The following is a 16,574-nucleotide window of genomic DNA, read 5'->3' as shown; positions in this document are numbered from 1 at the left end:
CCTGCGCTCCAGTTCGTGGGGTGGGTCAGCGGCCTTGCGGCTTGTGCGCGACGGCCTGTATCTCGATCAGCAGGTGCGGGTGCGGAAGCTGGTGCACCGCGACGGTGGTGCGCGTGGGGCCCGCCTCGTCGAAGTACTGCCCGTACACCTCGTTGTATCCGCGGAAGTCGTTCATGTTCACCAGGAAGGTGGTGATCTGGGCGACGTCCGACAGCTCCGCCCCGACTTCGGCGAGGATGTCGCGGATGTTCTCGATCACCGCGCGGGTCTGCGCCGCGATGTCCAGGGCGGTGCTGCCCATTTCGTCCACCTCGACGCCCGCGAAGGAGTTGTCGGGACGCCGTGAGCTGGTGCCGGAGACGAAGATCAGGTCGCCCACCACCTTGACGTGCGGGAAGCGCCCGCGGGGCGTGGCCTTGCCTTGCACGACGGTGCTGCCGGAATCGGCTTTCGCAGAGCGGGATTCGGTGCTCACTGGCGCACTCCCTTCAGGCTGACGGATCCGAGGCCGTCGACGGTGCAGCGAGCCTCGGCCTCGCCGAGCGGCAGCGCCGCGGTGGCCGCGCCGGCGAGCACCACGTACCCGGCTTTCAGCGGGATGCGGCGCCGCCGGCACATGTCGAGCAGCGCGTGCAGCGCCTGCTCGGGATCGCCGAGGATCGCGGCGGTGCTGCCGTCGACCCGCTCGTCGCCCACCCGCAGCGTCACGGCCAGGTCTGCGGCCGCGCGCACCGGCACCCACTCACCCACGGCGAACCCGGAGGCGGAGGTGTTGTCGGCCACCACGTCCGCGTAGGTGAAGCGGAAATCGCGGTAGCGCGAGTCGATGATCTCGAGCGCGGGTGCGATGGCGTCCACGGCTGCGACGATGTCGGCTTCCGGGTCGTCCAGGTCCACGTCGGCGCCCAGGCGGTAGGCCACCTCGGGCTCGACCTTGGGGTGGATGTAGCGGGCCAGGTCGGTGGCGCCGCCGTCGGGCACCGCCATCGCGTCGGTGAGCCGGCCGACGATCACGTCGGACACGCCCATCTGCGCCATCTTGGCCTTGCTGGTGAAGCCGAGCTTGACGCCGACGATCCGCTCGCCGCGGGCGGTGCGCAGCCGCACCAGCTCGTCTTGAACGGCGTAGGCGGTGTCGACGTCGAGCGGGCCTTCCCCCTCGATGCTCGGGGTGTCGGCGCACGCGGTCTGCGCCGCGTCCAGGCGCAGCGCCAGCTCGGCGACGCGGGCGTCGGCGTCGGTGTCGGTGTCGGTCATCGGTTCTCCTCGCTGGTGGGGACGGGACGGGCGGTCACAGCGCCACGCACACGTTGGTGGGTTCGGTGTAGAAGTGCAGGGCCGCCTCGCCGCCCTCGCGCCCGATGCCCGACAGGCCCACGCCGCCGAAGGGCGAGCGCAGATCGCGCAAATACCAGGTGTTGACCCAGGACATGCCGACGTTCATCTTCTGCGCGACGCGGTGGCCGCGGCGCAGATCATTGGTCCACACGGCCGCGGCCAGGCCGTACTCGGTGTCGTTGGCCAGGCGGATCGCCTCGTCCTCCGAGTCGAAGGGCACCAGGCCGGCGACGGGGCCGAACACCTCCTCGCGCATCACGCGCGCGGAGTTGGCGATCCCGGTCCACAGCGTCGGCTCGATCCACGAGCCGCCGGCCAGGGCGCCCTCCATGCGCGGCACGCCGCCACCGGTGAGGACCTGCGCCCCCTCCTGCACGGCGAGGTCCAGGTAGTACTGCACCTTCTCGCGGTGCTTCTGCGAAATGAGCGGACCGGTGGTGGTGTCGAAGTCGGTCGGCGGGCCCAGGCGCAGCTTCTCCGCGCGCTCCACCAACCCGGCGACGACGTCGTCGAAGATGCCGCGCTGGATGTAGACGCGCTCGGTGCACAGGCACACCTGCCCGGTGTTGGTGAAGATCGAGCGGGACAGGCCGTCGATCGCCTCGCCCAGGTCCACGTCGTCGAACACGACGGCGGCGTTCTTGCCTCCCAGCTCCAGCGACACCGGGCGCACGCGCGGCGCGACGGTCTTCATCACGTGGGTGCCGGTGGCCGACGAGCCGGTGAACGTCACGCCGTCGATGCCCGGATGTCCGGTGAGAAACGCGCCCGCGGAATCCGCGCCAAAGCCCTGCACCACGTTGTAGACGCCGCGCGGGACGCCGACCTCGGCGATGACCTCGGCGAGCAGCGACGCGGTGGCCGGCGTGTCCTCGCTGGGTTTGACCACGACGGCGTTGCCGCTCATCAGCGCCGGCGCCACCTTCCAGGTGAGCAGCAGCAGAGGCAGGTTCCACGGCACGATGATCGCGACGACGCCGAGGGGCTTGCGCACCGCGTAGTTCAGCGCCCGGCCGCCGTCGGCCGTCTCGGTGATGAACGAGTCCTGCCCGGCGGCCGAGACCACGTCGGCGTAGGCGCGGAAGTTCATCGGCGCGCGGGCCACATCGAGTTTGCGGGCCTGCGTGATGGGCTTACCGGTGTCGGCGATCTCAGCGGCGACGAACTCGTCGAAGCGCTCCTCGATGCGGTCGGCCACCTTGCGCATGAGGGCGGCGCGCGCGCTCACCGCGGAGTCGGCCCAGCCGGCGTCCAGCGCGGCGCGTGCCGAGCGCACGGCGCGGTCGACCAGCTCCTCGTCCGCTTCATGGACCCGCGCGTACGCGCTGCCGGTGGCGGGGTCGACCGCCGGAAACGCGCGGCCGGGGTCCGGATCGACGAACCCGCCGTCCACGAAGTTCCGAATCCACTGCTCAGGCTGTGCGGTCATGACTCCACTGTGATCCCCATCGCCATGCGATTCCAATACTCATTCCGCAAGGGGGTATGCCTGAACAGCTATGGCGTTATGGCGGCGCACTGCCGCGACCGCAGGCATGCAGTTATAGGTATACCTCGCCACCGCTGCGACATTGGACAGGCATGTGTCCGGCGGCACAGGATTAACCGTCCCCTTGCACACCCCCTGACACCACAGCCCCTACGCACCGTCGGACCAGGAGGCGCACGTGATCGACCCGCGCATCGAGTCGCTTTACAACGTTCGCCGCACCGTCACGCCCGCGGTGTTCGACGCGAACATGGCCGCCTACCGGTCGCGGTCCGACGACGCGGTGCGCAGGCTCGCCGGCCACCGCGACATCGTCTACGACGCCGCGAGCGGGCAGCGGCTCGACATCTGGGCGCCCGGCACCGCCGCGTCCCCGCGCCCGGTGTTCGTCGTCATCCACGGCGGCTACTGGCGGGCACTGTCGCGCCACGACACCGCGTTCATGGCCCGGCCGCTGGCCGACGAGGGCATCGCCACCGTGACCGTCGACTACGGACTCGCACCCGGCACGCGGCTGGAAGAGATCGTCCGCCAGGTGCGTACCGCCGTCGCCTGGGTGCACCGCAACGGCGGCGGATACGGGCTGGACACCGGGCGGATCGTCGTGGGCGGCAGCTCGGCGGGCGGGCACCTGACGGGCGCGGTGATGACACCCGGCTGGCAGACGGCGATGGGCGTGCCGCGCGACGCCGTCCGCGCCGCGATGCCCATCAGCGGGCTGTTCGACCTGCGCCCCCTGGTGCACGCCTCGCCCAACGAGTGGCTGTCGCTCACCCCCGACACCGCCGCCGCGCTCAGTCCAGCGCTCAGTCCCGCGTTGACCGCCGCGCAGGACCCCGAATCCGGAGCCGCGGATTCCTACCTGCCACCCGCCGTGATCGCAGTGGCCGAGCACGACGGCGAGGGGTTCCTCACGCAGAGCCGGCGCTTTCACGACGCGTGGTCGCACAGAGCCTCCGCCCGGCTGCTGACGATCCCCGGGCGCAACCACTACGACGTGTTCCTCGACCTGGCCGACCCCTCGACCGCCCTGTTCCGTGCGCTCACGGGCCTGTTCGAGACGACCGCCGGCGCGGCCGCGGCGCGTCAAGCCGGCGGCGCATCCTGACCACCGGAGCGCTCCCTCCCGTCATCGGCAATGCTCCCATCCCCAGTGAGGTCCGAATGTTCAGCAAGATCCTTGTGGCCAACCGCAGCGAGATCGCGATCCGCGCCTTCCGGGCGGCGGTCGAGGCCGGCGCGCGCACCGTTGCCGTCTACGCGTATGAGGACCGCGGCAGCGCCCACCGGCTCAAGGCCGACGAGGCGTATCAGATCGGTGAGCCGGGCCATCCGGTGCGCGCGTATCTGGACGTCGACGAGATCCTGCGGGTGGCCCGCGAGTGCGGGGCTGACGCGGTGTACCCGGGGTACGGGTTCCTCTCGGAGAACCCGGCCCTCGCCGACGCGTGCACGGCGGCGGGGATCGCGTTCATCGGGCCCGATGCGGAGGTGCTGAGGCTGGCGGGCAACAAGGCCCGGGCCATCGAGGCGGCGCGTGCGGCAGGCCTGCCGGTGCTCGCCTCGACCGCGCCGAGTCTGGACTTCGACGCCTTGGACGCCGAGAGTGCGGCGATGGAGTTCCCCGTGTTCGTCAAGGCCGTCGCGGGCGGCGGCGGCCGGGGCATGCGCCGCGTCGACGTCCGGTCGGGGTTGCGGGCTGCACTCGAGGCCGCCTCCCATGAGGCGGCCACCGCGTTCGGCGACGGGGCGGTGTATCTCGAGCAGGCGGTCATCGCGCCGCGGCACATCGAGGTGCAGATCCTGGCGGACACGGCAGGCGAGGTGGTGCACCTGTACGAGCGGGACTGCTCGGTGCAGCGCCGGCACCAGAAGGTCATCGAGCAGGCGCCCGCCCCGGATCTGGACCCTGCTCTGCGCGAAAGGATCTGCGCGGATGCGGTCGCCTTCGCCCGGCACATCGGCTACACCTGCGCCGGGACGGTGGAGTTTTTGGTCGACGAGGCCGGCCGGCACGTGTTCATCGAGATGAACCCGCGCATCCAGGTCGAACACACCGTCACCGAGGAGATCACCGACGTCGATCTGGTGGGCGCGCAGATGCGCATCGCCGCCGGGGCCACGCTCGCGCAGATCGGGCTGACACAGGAGTCGATCCGGATCCGCGGCGCAGCGGTGCAGTGCCGCATCACCACCGAGGACCCGGCCAACGACTTCCGCCCGGACACCGGGCGGATCACCGCGTACCGCACGCCCGGCGGGGCGGGGATCCGGCTCGACGGCGGCACGTCGGTGGGCGCGGAGGTGGGCGCCTACTTCGATTCGATGCTGGTCAAGCTCACCTGCCGCGGCGCAGACAGGGCCAGTGCGCTCACCCGGGCCCGCCGCGCGCTGGCGGAGTTCCGCATCCGCGGGGTGTCCACGAACATCCCGTTCCTGCAGGCGGTGCTCGAGGACGAGGACTTCACCGCGGGCGCGGTGGACACCGGGTTCATCGAGACCCATCCCGGGCTGCTCGACTCGCGCCGCCCGGCGGATCGCGGCACGAAGATCCTCGAGTACCTCGCCGACGTGACGGTGAACCGTCCGCATGGCGGCCGGCCCGCGGGGGTGCGCCCGGCGGTGAAGCTGCCCGCCGCCGAGCGGATGGCCACCGGCCTGTCCGTGGCGCCGCCGGACGGCTCGCGGCAGCGCCTGCGCGCGCTGGGGCCCGAGGGATTCGCCGCGGCGCTGCGCGCACAGCCGGCCCTGGGCGTGACGGACACGACGTTCCGGGATGCGCACCAGTCGCTGCTGGCCACCCGGGTGCGCACGCATGATCTCGTCACGGTGGCCCCGTATGTGGCGCGGATGACCCCGGAACTGCTCTCGATCGAGGCGTGGGGCGGGGCGACTTTCGATGTGGCGCTGCGGTTTTTGAAGGAAGACCCGTGGGAGCGGCTGGCTCTGCTACGCGAGGCGGTGCCCAACATCTGCCTGCAGATGCTGCTGCGCGGCCGCAACACCGTCGGCTACACCCCGTACCCCACCGACGTCTCCGACGCGTTCGTCGCCGAGGCCGCGGCCACGGGCATCGACATCTTCCGCATCTTCGACGCCCTCAACAACGTCGAACAGATGCGCCCGGCCATCGACGCGGTGCGCGCCACCGGCACCGCCGTCGCCGAGGCCGCCCTGGCCTACACCGGGGACCTGGCGAATCCGGCCGAGGACCTCTACACCCTGGACTACTACCTGCGCATCGCCGAAGAGCTCGTCGATGCCGGGGCGCACATCCTGGCGGTCAAGGACATGGCCGGGCTGCTGCGCCCGGCGGCGGCCACCCGCCTGGTCGGCGCGCTCGTACAGGAATTTGACGTGCCGGTGCACGTGCACACCCACGACACCGCGGGCGGCCAGCTGGCCACCTACCTGGCCGCCGCGGCGGCCGGGGCGTCGGCGGTCGACGGGGCGGCGGCCCCGTTGTCGGGGACGACGAGTCAGCCGTCGCTGTCGGCGATCGTCGCCGCCACCGCCCACACCGACCGGGACACCGGCCTGGACCTGGGCGCGGTGTGCGCGCTCGAGCCGTACTGGGAGGCGCTGCGCGGGGTGTACGCGCCGTTCGAGGCGGGCCTGCCCGCGCCGACCGGGCGGGTGTACACCCACGAGATCCCGGGCGGGCAACTGTCGAATCTGCGCACCCAGGCGGTGGCCCTCGGGCTCGGCGACCGGTTCGAAGACATCGAGACCGCGTACACCGAGGTGGACCGGATGCTGGGCCGGCTGATCAAGGTCACCCCGTCGTCCAAGGTCGTCGGCGACCTCGCACTGTCCCTCGCCGGTTCCGGCACCCCGGCCGCCGACTTCGCGGCCGACCCCGGGGCGTTCGACGTGCCCGACTCGGTCGTGGGCTTCCTGCGCGGCGACCTGGGCGAGCCGGCCGGCGGCTGGCCCGAGCCGCTGCGCGGCAAGGCGCTCGTCGGCCGGCGCCCGGCCGTCGACCAGACGCCGCTCGGCGCCGACGACCGCGCGGCGCTCACCGAGCCGGGCGCGGCGCGGCGCGGCCGGCTGAGCGCCCTGCTGTTCCCCGCTCCCGCCCGCGACCTGGCGGACCATCGCGCCGCGTACGGCGACACGTCGGTGCTGCCGTCCGACGAGTTCCTCTACGGGCTCGACCCGGGCGCCGAACACCGGATCGAGCTCGAACCCGGAAAGACGCTCATCGTCGGGCTTGAATCGATCTCCGAGCCGGACGAACGCGGCATGCGCACGGTCATGTGCACCCTCAACGGGCAGCTGCGACCCGTGCAGGTGCGCGACCGCGCGGTGGACGACGCGCACCCGCGCGCCGAAAAGGCCGACCCGCTCGCGCCCGGCCACGTGCCCGCCCCGTTCGCGGGCGTAGTCACGCTGAGCGCGGAGCCCGGCACCGTCGTCGATGCCGGCGACGTGATCGCCGGCATCGAGGCGATGAAGATGGAGGCCGCGATCACCGCGCCGGTGGCGGGCACCGTCACGCGCGCCGCCGTCACGGAGGTCGCCCACGTCGAGGGCGGCGACCTGCTGGTGGTGATCGAACCCTGACCTCCGCCGACGGCCCCCGCGACCGGCTACTCTCGGGGGCGACACGGCCCGGCGATCCCCAGGAGGGCGGAGTGGACCTGCCCAAGCTGCTGGACGGACGGCTCAAGATCCGGCACCTGGTGCTCATCGACGCGCTCACCCGGCAGGGCAGCGTGATCGGCGCGGCCTCGGAGCTGCACATCACCCAGCCGGTGGCCACCCGCAGCCTGCGGGACATCGAGTCGATCCTGGGGGTGGAGCTCTACGAGCGCGGCCCCCGCGGGGTCACGCCCACCATCTTCGGCTCGGCATTCACCGACCACGCCCGTGCGGTGCTCGCGCAGCTGCGGCAGGCGGGCCGGCACGTGGTGGAGCTCGCGGACGCCGATCGCGGCACCGTCGTGGTCGGCACCCACCTCGCCGGGTCGAATGTGCTGCTGCCCCAGGCGATCGCGCGGCTCAAGACGCGGCGGCCGCTACTCACGGTGGTCCTGCGCGAGGGTGCCCCGGATGCGCTCTTAGTGGACCTGGAAGCCGGGCGCATCGACCTCGTCATCGGCCGGCTCACCGCCCCGTCGACGAGCTCCATCGTGCGGGCCCCGCTGTACGAGGAACAGGTGGAGGTGTTCGCCGGGGCGCACCATCCGCTCGTCGGCGCCGACGAGCTGACCCTGCACGACCTGCACGCCTACCCGTGGATCCTTCCTGGCACCGAGACGGCGCTGCGCGACGAGCTGGAGCAGGCGTTCGCACGGGCCGGCGTGCCACTGCCGGAGAACCGCGTGGAAGCCACCTCGTTCCTCGCCGTGCGGCAGCTGCTGCACGACACCGACACGGTGGCCGTGCTGCCCAGCCTCATCGGGCACAGCGACGCGCGCCTGAGTGTGCTGCCGGTGGCGCTGAGCACCATCGGCCACAGCGTGGGGCTGACTCTGGTGGCCGGCCGGCCGCTGGGCCCGTCCGCGCTGGTGCTGGTGGACAACCTGCGTGCCGTGGCCGCCGGGCTGCGGTAACGGCTCGGTCAGGCCGTCGCGCGCTCCGCCGCAGCGGTCCCGCTGCGGTCGCCGGCCGCGCTCATCCGCAGGTTCTCGTCGTCCTCCACGGGCGACTTGCGCAGCAGCTTGACGTCGGCCCAATAGCTCATCGACGTCAGCCAGGGCGCCCGGTCCCCCTGCTGCGGCAGCTCGTCCACCGCGCGCTGGATGTACCCGGCGGCGAAGTCGAGGAACGGCCGCGTCGGCATGCCCTCCGGCGCCTCGGGCACCACGGTGTCGGCGCCGCGGGCGTCCATCAAGCCCAGCAGGCGGCAGAAGTGCTCGCACAGCATGCCGATCTTCAGCGTCCACGACGAGTTGGTGTAGCCGATGGCGAACGCCAGGTTGGGCACCCCGGAGAGCATGAACCCCTTGTAGGCCCGCGTCTGGTGCAGGTCGATCTCGCGGCCGTCGACGGTCAACGGCACCCCGCCGAACGGCTGCACGTTGAGCCCGGTGGCGGTGATGATGATGTCCGCCTCCAGGTGTCCGCCGGATTCGAGGCGGATGCCGGTCTCGTCGAACGCGGCGATCCGCTCGGTCACCACCGACGCCTTGCCGCCGCGGATGGCGCGGAACAGGTCGCCGTTCGGCACGACGCACAGGCGCTGATCCCAGGGGTCGTACGGCGGGTTGAAGTGGGTCTCCACCGGATAGCCTTTGGGCAGCAGCCGCTTGTTGATGCGCAGGATCGCCCGGCGCATCAGGCGCGGGAAACGCTGGCACAGCTGGAACATGATCTGCTGCCGGATGATGTTCTTGGTGCGCGCCACCGGGTGGGAGATGCGCTCGCCGAACACTCTGCGCAGCGTGTTGGCCACGACGTCTTCGGAGCTCAGCGGGATGATGTAGGTGGGGGTGCGCTGGAGCATCGTGACGTGCTCCGCGTCGTCGCACATCGACGGGACCAGGGTGACGGCCGTGGCCCCGCTGCCGATCACCACCACCTTCTTGCCCGCGTAGTCGAGGTCCTCCGGCCACTGCTGCGGGTGCACCACGGTTCCGCGGAACCGCTCGCGGCCCTCGAAGTGCGGCGTGAAGCCCTCGTCGTAGCGGTAGTAGCCGCCGGCGGAGAAGATCCAGTTGGCAGTGACGGTGGACCGCGCTCCGGTGTCGGCGTGCTCGATCTCGATGGTCCAGCGCGCGTCGGCCGACGACCAGGACGCGCCGACCACCTTGTTGTGCAGGCGCACGTGCGGGTCGATCCCGAACTCCGTGGCCGTCTCCCGCAGGTAGGACAGGATCTTGTCGGCGGGCGCGATGGCGGCGTCGTCGCTCCACGGCTTGAAGTCGTAGCCGAAGGTGTGCAGGTCCGAGTCCGAGCGGATGCCCGGGTAGCGGAACAGGTCCCACGTGCCGCCGGTGCCGCCGCGCGCCTCGAGGACCGCGTAGCTGCGCTGCGGATGCTCGCGCTGCAGGTAGTACGCGGCACCGATGCCGGAGATCCCCGCGCCGATGATGACCACGTCGAGGTGCTCGGTGCCCCCGCCCGCGCCGGTGCCGGTGGTGCCGTCGATGAGATCCGTCGCCGTCATGTCCGCTCCTGCCCTGTCGTCTGCGTTGATTCCATACTCCACGGCTGCGTGCCCGCACGAAATGTCAATGTGCACCTACATGCACAGCAACTTGTGCAGTGTGCACCACCGGGGCCGGTTATCGTGGGCGCATGCCGTGGCCGATTCCGTCTACGCGCGTCCGGGAGCTGATCCGGCAGGGCGCCGAGATCGCCCTCAACGTGCCCGAGTCCTGGATGGCGGACCTGGACACCGTCACCCTCTCCGGCCCGGCGCGCAGCCGGATCGCCGACGACCCGGTGCTCGCCGAGGCCACCCGCCGCACCAACCGTGCCAACCTGCTCACCTGGGCCGCCGCCAACGTCCGGGCCCCCGGGGAGCCGGTGGAGGCGCAGGTGGACGACGCGCAGATCGCCGTCGCGCGGGACATGGTGCGGCGTGGCCTGGACGAGGCGGCGCTGGACGCCTACCGGGCAGGGCAGAGCGTCGCCTGGCGGTACTGGATGAAGATCACCTTCGCCCTCACCCGCGATCCGGCCGAGCTGGAGGAGCTGCTCGACGTCACGTCGCAGTCGATCTCGGCGTTCGTCGACGACGTCGTCACCGCGCTCGCCACGCGCATGCGGTCCGAGCGCGCCGAGCTTACCCGCGGCTCGCAGGCGGAACACCGCGAGGTGATCGCGCTGCTGCTCGAGGGCGCCCCGATCACCCGCGAGCGCGCCGAATCCCGGCTGGGCTACGCCTTGGAGCGCACCCACCATGCGGCGGTGGTGTGGAGCGAGGGGCCGGACCCGGACGTCACCACCGTGGACCACGTGGCGGAGATCCTGGCCCGTCCGGCCGGCGGGGAGCCGTCGCTGATGGTCTCGGCGGGGTCGGGGACGCGGTGGGTGTGGAGCCAGGCCGCGCCGGACCTCGCCGCGGTGGAGGCCGCGGCCGACGCGGCGCCGGACGTGCGCGTGGCGCTGGCCGGCCCCGCGCAAGGCGTCACCGGGTTCCGGCGCACGCACCTGGACGCGCTGACGGCGCAGCGGATGCTCGCCCGGCTGGGGTCGCGGCGGCGGGTCGCGCACTACGACGCGATCGCGCTGGTGGCGCTTGCCACCGAGGATTCCGAGCGGGCGGCCCGCTTCGTCTCCCGCACACTCGGCGGGCTCGAGCACGCCGACGACGCGCTGCGCGATGCCGTGCTGACCTATCTGCGCAGCCAGTCCAACGCCACCCGAGCCGCCGAGCTGCTCTACACGCACCGCAACACGCTGCTGCGGCGGCTCGAGCGCGCGGAGGAGGCGCTTCCCCGGCCGCTGGCCGACGATCCGATCGACGTGGCCGTCGCGCTGGACATCGTGCGCTGGCGCGGGGCCGGCGGCTGACCGGCCCGTTTTCTGCACTCCATCGGGAGCTATGCCAGGCACCGAGCATGCAGACCACGATGATGCCGACCCGTTCCCGATGTGCACGGCTGTCTCACGGGTGGCGCAGTCGCGTAGGTTCACCTGATGAACGACATCCGCGGGCAAAGCGCCTACGCTGACGAATCGTTTCACGAAGCCGCAGTCGGCGGCTTCTACGTTCTGGCCGCAGCGGTTCTGCACGGCGACCCTGGCAAGGCTCGCGACGCAATGGTCGGCCTACGCGGCAACCGTAGAACGACGAAGCTGCACTGGAACGAGATGGATCACGGGCAGCAGCGGAACGCGGCCGAGACAGTGGCCGGGCTTGACGGCTTTCATATTGTCACCGTCGGCGCCCCAGTACCGAAAAGACGCCAAGAGCGTGCGCGTGCGATGTGTCCTGTCCAGGCTGGTAGACGAGCTGCACGGTTACGGCGTGACCATACTGCATCTGGAGGCCCGCACACAGACGCTTGATCGCCGCGACGTCTCGACAGCCATCGGCGCACGGTTCGCGCTGCCTCGCGGATCCGCGTTCCGTATCGAGCACACGCCCGGCCGCGATGAGCCGCTTCTGTGGATTGCCGACATCGTCGCCGGCGCTGTCCGCGCAGACCGCGAAGGCGCCACATCTGCCCGACGCATCTTGGACGACTGCGTATACGAGATCACGATTGACACCGGCTGCTGACCGACTGAAGACATGCGTAAGGCCAGGGTCCCGGTCTGCCCCAGGTGCACCTGGCCTTGCGACTCGCGCGACTTCCACGAAGCCCCGCTCGCCCGCAATAGTAGTCCAGCAAGTCCGTTCCGGCCACCACAGTCGGCAAGATTCCCGAGAGCGGATGCAGGCAGATCGGACCGGTGGCGCTGGACATCGTGCGCTGGCGCGGGGCCGGCGGCCACGTGGACTCACGGTGGCCGCGGCCCCGCTGCTCAAGTCCAAGGCCGGTCGCGCACCCGCCGTCGGTCGACCGGAATGATCGTGGTCCCGTGGGCGAGCAGGGCCGATGCGGTGAGGCCGAACATCGCGCGGAAGGTGTCGCTGAAATGGCTCGGTGAGGCGAAGCCCGCGCCGAGGGCGGCATCGGTCAGATCGCTTCCCTCCTCGATCGCCGCCGCCACCGCAAGCAACCGGGCCCACAGCCGGTAGCGCCGGAGGCTCGTGCCGGCGCCCGCGGAGAACACGTGCAGGAATCGCGAGGTCGACAGCCCTGCGTCCGCCGCCAGCCGCGCAGCGCTCAGGTCCGCCGCCGGTTCTTCGAGGATCCTGTTCATCGCCTGCCGGACGCGGTGGTCGACGGTATCGGGCGCATCACCGCCGAGCAGGACCCGGCACAGTCGCCCCGGATCGACGTCCCCGGACAGCGCGTCAAGCAACCGGTCCTCAGCGCGATGCGTCGTTGCGACGGCACCGGAACGGTCGCGCATCGCGGCGCGGAGGCGGTCGGCGTGCACCGATCGGGGGTCCGTGTAGAAAAACAGCATGCGCCCGTCACCGGGGGCGATCCGGTGAGGTGTGCGTGCCGGGATCAGCGCGCTGCGGCACGTGCGTGCGCCATCGCCGGCGGTCGCGACGCTGAACCGGCCGTCGACCCCGAGGGCGAAGCAGTGCAAGGGTGTCGAGTGCACGCCCAGCTGGAACGGTGGCCCCAGGTAGGCGGCATGACCGGCCCACAGCCACACCGTGCGGGCGGGTTGAACGGGCGGAGAGGTGCTCACGGCGTCCATGGTCGTCCATCCGATGGTCGCGTGCGCCGCCGGTGAGTCGGCGGCATCGACGACTGTCGCGCCGGGCTCGGTGAGCACCACGGCCGTCATCGCCTCACGTCGTCTTCGTCCGAACGCAGCAGGGCGGCGCCGCACGCCAGCACTCCCAGGGCGGCGGTGTCCACCGCCGCCACCCGTGCGATCTCCGGGTTCACCGGCCCCTCCATCAGCACCAGCGCGAGGAATCCCGCGAAGCTGATCGCATTCGCCCCCACCGCCGCCGCGCGGAGGTCCGGGCGGAACGCCGCGGCCACCAGCCCGATGCCGATGACCCCGAACAGCATGCCGCGATGGCGCAGCAACACTGCCGTCCCCGAACCGCCCGGCTCGATTCCGTATGCCGCGTAGGCCATGTCCGCCGACAGCGCTCCCAGTGCCGGCACCGTGTTGATCAGTCCGGCGACAACCAGCATTGCTTGCCCACAGCGTCGGATACGCATCCCGTCCTCCTCCTGCTCGGGTGACCACGATGCTCCCGCGTGCAGGAGGGTCGCGCTTCCGAGAACCTGCTGCCCCGGCACGTCGGCGAACTCTAGAGGTCGGGCTGCACGGTCGAGTGGTACTGCAGGAGCGCGGCCAGACCGGTGGCGACGATGCGGTGGGCGTCGGCGGCATCCTCGGCATGCAACCGGGCGTACAGCGGGGCGACGCGCGGATCGACCGGGCGGAATCGCTCGTCGTCGGACACGGATGCGGTCGTCGCACATCCGATGACGAAGTTCGACAGCGTGTACGAGGCGCTGAGCGGATCCTGCACGTTCGATTCCGTCAGCAGACTGCACATGTGCTCGGACAGGCGCAGGTAGCCCGGTCCACGGGGCGCGCGGAACCCGATGACCTGACAAGCCCACGGGTGTCGAAGCAGATGCCCGTGGAAGGCGAGCATGAGGTCGTGGATGCCCATCCCGCGCATCCCCTGCTGCACGTCCTCGTCGTCGCTCAACGCCTGATCGAGAGCGAGGTCGAACAGATCGTCGACGGATTCCACGCGCGAGTACAGGCTGGCGGGAGCGACCCCGAGCCGGGTCGCCACCGCCCGGACCGTCAGCGCACCGAGTCCACCGGCGTCCATCAACGCGGCCGACGCGCGGGCGACGGCCTCGACGTCGACCGCCCGCGCCCTGCGCACCGGCTTGCGGTGCTCCCAGTAGCTCATAGGCACCCCCTCGTCTTATACGAACTATGTAAGCTTAAGCCCCATGCTCGATGCCTCCTTGCTTCCCTTGCACAACGGCCACGCGCGCCTGCGACGGCTGCGTCACGATGATGCCGTCGCCTATGCGGCCGGTACGGCCGACCCGGACGTTCAGCGGTACGGGCACCTTCCCGAGCCCTCTTACACGCCGGCCTCCGTGCGAACCATGATCGACGGCGACGTTCGCGCCGGACTCGAACGCGGCGACCTGGCGGTCCTCGCGATCGCCCGGCCGGAGACGGACGAGTTCGCGGGAAGTCTGGTCCTCTTCAACCTCGCCGAGGACCGCGGGGAGGTCGGCTTCTGGGTGCACCCGGACCACCGCGGAGGCGGCATGGGCTCCGCGGCGCTGGACCTGGGCGCGCAGTTCGCGCGCCGCGCGGGCCTGGCGCGGCTCACGGCCCGCACCGCCACCGGCAACGCCGCGTCCCGCCACGTCCTCACCCGGGCGGGCTTCGTCGAGACCGCACGCGCGATGGGGACCGCGCCATCGGGCCACGACCTCAACCTCATCCACTACGAGCGCACAACCTGAGCCGACCACGGCACGCCGAAGCCGTGGCCAGGGCTATCGCCTAACGGCCAGTCCGGAGCGCCGCCGCTGCTCCCGACCGTGGCCGACGCCGTCGAGCGTCCGCACGGCCCCCGAGTCAGGCCCGGGACCCTGCAAAGCCCCCGGCGTCGGCGGCCTCGCCGGCGATCCCCGCGGCACTCTCGACCGCCTCGACCTCGACCACCTCCTCGTCGCCCCCCGCCGGGCGGTACTTCGGCAGCAGCGCCGCGATGACGAGCGCCACCAACGACGCCCCCGCCGCAGCACCCATGACGATCTGGAACGCGGAACCGCTGGGCAGCACGGCCCCGCCGACCTCCATCGTCACCGAGGCGACGACGACACCCGCCACCGCGCTGGCGAACGAGGTTCCCAACGAGCGCATGAGCGTGTTGAAGCTGTTGGCGGCGCCGGTCTCCTCCACCGGGACGGCACCCATGATGAGGGCGGGCATGGCCGCGTAGGCCAGCCCGATGCCGGCGCTGATGATGCCGGAGATCACCACGACCTGCCACACCGAGTTCATCCAGAACACGCCCATGAGGTAGCCGAGGCCGACGACGACGGCACCCGTCACCAACGTGTACTTGGGGCCCACGCTCATCGTGATGCGGGACGAGACCGGGGCCATCGCCATCATCAGCAGGCCGCCGGGCGCCATCGCCAGACCGGCCACCAAGACCGACTGGCCCAGGCCGTAACCGGTGAACTCGGGGATCTGGATGATCTGCGGCACCACCAGCGACTGCGCGAACATCGCGAAGCCGAACACCGCCGAGGCGGTGTTGGTCATGAGCACCTGCTTGCCCGCCGCCACCCGGACATCCACCAGCGGACGCGTGGCACGCAGCTCCCACAGCACCCACGCCACCGCCAGCACGGCCGCGGCGACGAACAGGCCCACCGTCAGGCCCGAGCCCCAGCCCCAATCGGCGCCCTTGGAGATCGCCAGCAGCAGGGTCACCAGCGTGGCGGACAGCGCCGCCGCACCGGCGTAGTCGAACGATCCGGAGGCGCGCAGGTCCGATTCCGGCACCACCATCACGGTGAGCACGAACGCCAGCACACCGAGGCCCGCGGACACCCAGAAGAGCATGTGCCAGTTCGCGTACTGGGCGATGAACGCGGCGAGGGGCATGCCGAGCGCGCCGCCGACGCCGAGCGACGCACTGATCACCGCCACGCCGCCGGCGAGCTTCTTCGGCGGCATGATGTCGCGCATCAGGCTCATGCCCAGGGGGATCACGCCGGACGCGAAGCCCTGCAGGGCGCGGCCGATCACCAGCGGCACCAGGGTGGACGCGAACGCGGCGAGGAGCGATCCCACCACGAGGACCACCAGGCTCACCAGCAGGAGGCGGCGCTTGCCGTACATGTCGCCGAGCCGGCCCATCACCGGGGTGGCGACGGCGGCGGCGAGCAGCGTTGCAGTGATCGCCCAGGCCGTGTCACCCGCGGACGCCCCGACGAGGTCCGGAAGATCCGGGATGATCGGGATGATCAAGGTCTGCATCAGTGCGACGACGATGCCGCCGAGCGCGAGGACCGCGACGATGGCGGAGTTCTTGGACTCTCGGCCGTCGGTGGAAGCGCCGTGAGCGTCGAGCCCGGTGCGTGGAGCCATAAGTATCCGATCTGATCTACGCCACCGGCGTTCCGATCGGCCGCGGCGGCATTTTAAGTCAAGTGACTTGCGCGACGCTATATCAGTCACCTGACTTAGAACAACCGTCGCCGGGGTA

The 16,574-nt window shown here is 71.2% G+C and carries 14 protein-coding genes; 6 read left to right on the top strand and 8 right to left on the bottom strand.

Features of this window, described 5'->3' with window-relative positions; translation table 11 throughout:
• Nucleotides 1–25: 25 nt before the first annotated feature.
• Genes FO059_RS00310 through FO059_RS00300 form a run of 3 tightly spaced genes read right to left on the bottom strand, consistent with a single transcriptional unit; the run spans nucleotide 26 to nucleotide 2,767 of the window.
• Nucleotides 26–475 carry a RidA family protein gene (locus FO059_RS00310; RefSeq protein WP_143905387.1) on the bottom strand — a complete coding sequence of 150 codons (450 nt, stop codon included), beginning with the start codon at nucleotides 473–475 and terminating at the stop codon, nucleotides 26–28.
• Nucleotides 472–1,257 (bottom strand): 2-keto-4-pentenoate hydratase, encoded by a 786-nt coding sequence (locus FO059_RS00305; protein WP_143905385.1) that lies wholly within the window; start codon nucleotides 1,255–1,257, stop codon nucleotides 472–474. Before FO059_RS00305 ends, FO059_RS00310 begins: the two co-directional genes overlap by 4 nt.
• A gap of 34 nt (nucleotides 1,258–1,291) precedes the next feature.
• Entirely contained in the window at nucleotides 1,292–2,767 is a 1,476-nt protein-coding gene (locus tag FO059_RS00300) for a 2-hydroxymuconic semialdehyde dehydrogenase (protein ID WP_143905383.1), read from the bottom strand.
• 238 nt (nucleotides 2,768–3,005) lie between these two features.
• Here FO059_RS00300 and FO059_RS00295 point away from each other — a divergent pair, with 238 nt between their 5' ends.
• The 3 genes from FO059_RS00295 (at nucleotide 3,006) to FO059_RS00285 (ending at nucleotide 8,385) form a co-directional block, all read left to right on the top strand.
• Nucleotides 3,006–3,935: an alpha/beta hydrolase gene (locus FO059_RS00295; RefSeq protein ID WP_143905381.1), complete on the top strand. Its 930-nt coding sequence runs from the start codon at nucleotides 3,006–3,008 to the stop codon at nucleotides 3,933–3,935.
• A gap of 56 nt (nucleotides 3,936–3,991) precedes the next feature.
• Nucleotides 3,992–7,393, top strand: coding sequence for a pyruvate carboxylase (locus tag FO059_RS00290; protein WP_143905379.1), 3,402 nt, complete (start codon nucleotides 3,992–3,994; stop codon nucleotides 7,391–7,393).
• Between the two features lie 71 nt (nucleotides 7,394–7,464).
• A complete protein-coding gene (locus FO059_RS00285) occupies nucleotides 7,465–8,385 on the top strand; it encodes a LysR substrate-binding domain-containing protein (RefSeq protein WP_143905377.1) in 921 nt (306 codons plus the stop codon).
• Nucleotides 8,386–8,393: 8 nt separating this feature from the next.
• Here the strand turns inward: FO059_RS00285 and FO059_RS00280 are convergent, their stop codons facing one another.
• Nucleotides 8,394–9,941, bottom strand: a complete 1,548-nt coding sequence (locus tag FO059_RS00280; protein ID WP_143905375.1) for a flavin-containing monooxygenase — start codon at nucleotides 9,939–9,941, stop codon at nucleotides 8,394–8,396.
• A gap of 131 nt (nucleotides 9,942–10,072) precedes the next feature.
• Between FO059_RS00280 and FO059_RS00275 the strand changes: the two genes are divergently transcribed.
• Both FO059_RS00275 and FO059_RS18520 read left to right on the top strand, forming a co-directional pair.
• Entirely contained in the window at nucleotides 10,073–11,293 is a 1,221-nt protein-coding gene (locus FO059_RS00275; RefSeq protein ID WP_143905373.1) for a PucR family transcriptional regulator, read from the top strand.
• A 346-nt stretch (nucleotides 11,294–11,639) separates the two neighbouring features.
• A complete protein-coding gene (locus tag FO059_RS18520; protein WP_199257171.1) occupies nucleotides 11,640–12,005 on the top strand; it encodes a hypothetical protein in 366 nt (121 codons plus the stop codon).
• A 245-nt stretch (nucleotides 12,006–12,250) separates the two neighbouring features.
• On the opposite strand, the gene FO059_RS18260 is transcribed toward FO059_RS18520, so the two are convergent.
• From FO059_RS18260 to FO059_RS00260, 3 genes are all read right to left on the bottom strand, one after another.
• Nucleotides 12,251–13,135: a helix-turn-helix domain-containing protein gene (locus FO059_RS18260; protein ID WP_158726858.1), complete on the bottom strand. Its 885-nt coding sequence runs from the start codon at nucleotides 13,133–13,135 to the stop codon at nucleotides 12,251–12,253.
• Nucleotides 13,132–13,497 (bottom strand): phosphopantetheine adenylyltransferase, encoded by a 366-nt coding sequence (locus FO059_RS18255; RefSeq protein ID WP_158726859.1) that lies wholly within the window; start codon nucleotides 13,495–13,497, stop codon nucleotides 13,132–13,134. Before FO059_RS18255 ends, FO059_RS18260 begins: the two co-directional genes overlap by 4 nt.
• A 119-nt stretch (nucleotides 13,498–13,616) precedes the next feature.
• A complete protein-coding gene (locus tag FO059_RS00260; RefSeq protein ID WP_143905368.1) occupies nucleotides 13,617–14,240 on the bottom strand; it encodes a TetR/AcrR family transcriptional regulator in 624 nt (207 codons plus the stop codon).
• A 43-nt stretch (nucleotides 14,241–14,283) separates the two neighbouring features.
• Here FO059_RS00260 and FO059_RS00255 point away from each other — a divergent pair, with 43 nt between their 5' ends.
• Nucleotides 14,284–14,814: a GNAT family N-acetyltransferase gene (locus FO059_RS00255; RefSeq protein ID WP_143905366.1), complete on the top strand. Its 531-nt coding sequence runs from the start codon at nucleotides 14,284–14,286 to the stop codon at nucleotides 14,812–14,814.
• A 115-nt stretch (nucleotides 14,815–14,929) separates the two neighbouring features.
• Here the strand turns inward: FO059_RS00255 and FO059_RS00250 are convergent, their stop codons facing one another.
• The gene (locus tag FO059_RS00250; RefSeq protein WP_143905364.1) at nucleotides 14,930–16,456 is read right to left on the bottom strand and encodes an MFS transporter; all 1,527 of its coding nucleotides are present in this window, start codon (nucleotides 16,454–16,456) and stop codon (nucleotides 14,930–14,932) included.
• Nucleotides 16,457–16,574 lie beyond the last annotated feature (118 nt).

The sequence above is a fragment of the Tomitella fengzijianii genome, from assembly GCF_007559025.1.
Taxonomy (GTDB): domain Bacteria; phylum Actinomycetota; class Actinomycetes; order Mycobacteriales; family Mycobacteriaceae; genus Tomitella; species Tomitella fengzijianii.
This window is presented reverse-complemented; position numbering and strand designations above follow the sequence as displayed.

Excerpts from the sequence above, each read along its gene's own strand:
- FO059_RS00305 (WP_143905385.1), bottom strand. The coding sequence starts at position 1,257 with ATGACCGACACCGACACCGACGCCGACGCCCGCGTCGCCGAGCTGGCG.
- FO059_RS00300 (WP_143905383.1), bottom strand. The coding sequence starts at position 2,767 with ATGACCGCACAGCCTGAGCAGTGGATTCGGAACTTCGTGGACGGCGGG.
- FO059_RS00290 (WP_143905379.1), top strand. The coding sequence starts at position 3,992 with ATGTTCAGCAAGATCCTTGTGGCCAACCGCAGCGAGATCGCGATCCGC.
- FO059_RS00280 (WP_143905375.1), bottom strand. The coding sequence starts at position 9,941 with ATGACGGCGACGGATCTCATCGACGGCACCACCGGCACCGGCGCGGGC.
- FO059_RS00275 (WP_143905373.1), top strand. The coding sequence starts at position 10,073 with ATGCCGTGGCCGATTCCGTCTACGCGCGTCCGGGAGCTGATCCGGCAG.
- FO059_RS18260 (WP_158726858.1), bottom strand. The coding sequence starts at position 13,135 with ATGACGGCCGTGGTGCTCACCGAGCCCGGCGCGACAGTCGTCGATGCC.
- FO059_RS18255 (WP_158726859.1), bottom strand. The coding sequence starts at position 13,497 with ATGCTGGTTGTCGCCGGACTGATCAACACGGTGCCGGCACTGGGAGCG.
- FO059_RS00260 (WP_143905368.1), bottom strand. The coding sequence starts at position 14,240 with ATGAGCTACTGGGAGCACCGCAAGCCGGTGCGCAGGGCGCGGGCGGTC.
- FO059_RS00255 (WP_143905366.1), top strand. The coding sequence starts at position 14,284 with ATGCTCGATGCCTCCTTGCTTCCCTTGCACAACGGCCACGCGCGCCTG.
- FO059_RS00250 (WP_143905364.1), bottom strand. The coding sequence starts at position 16,456 with ATGGCTCCACGCACCGGGCTCGACGCTCACGGCGCTTCCACCGACGGC.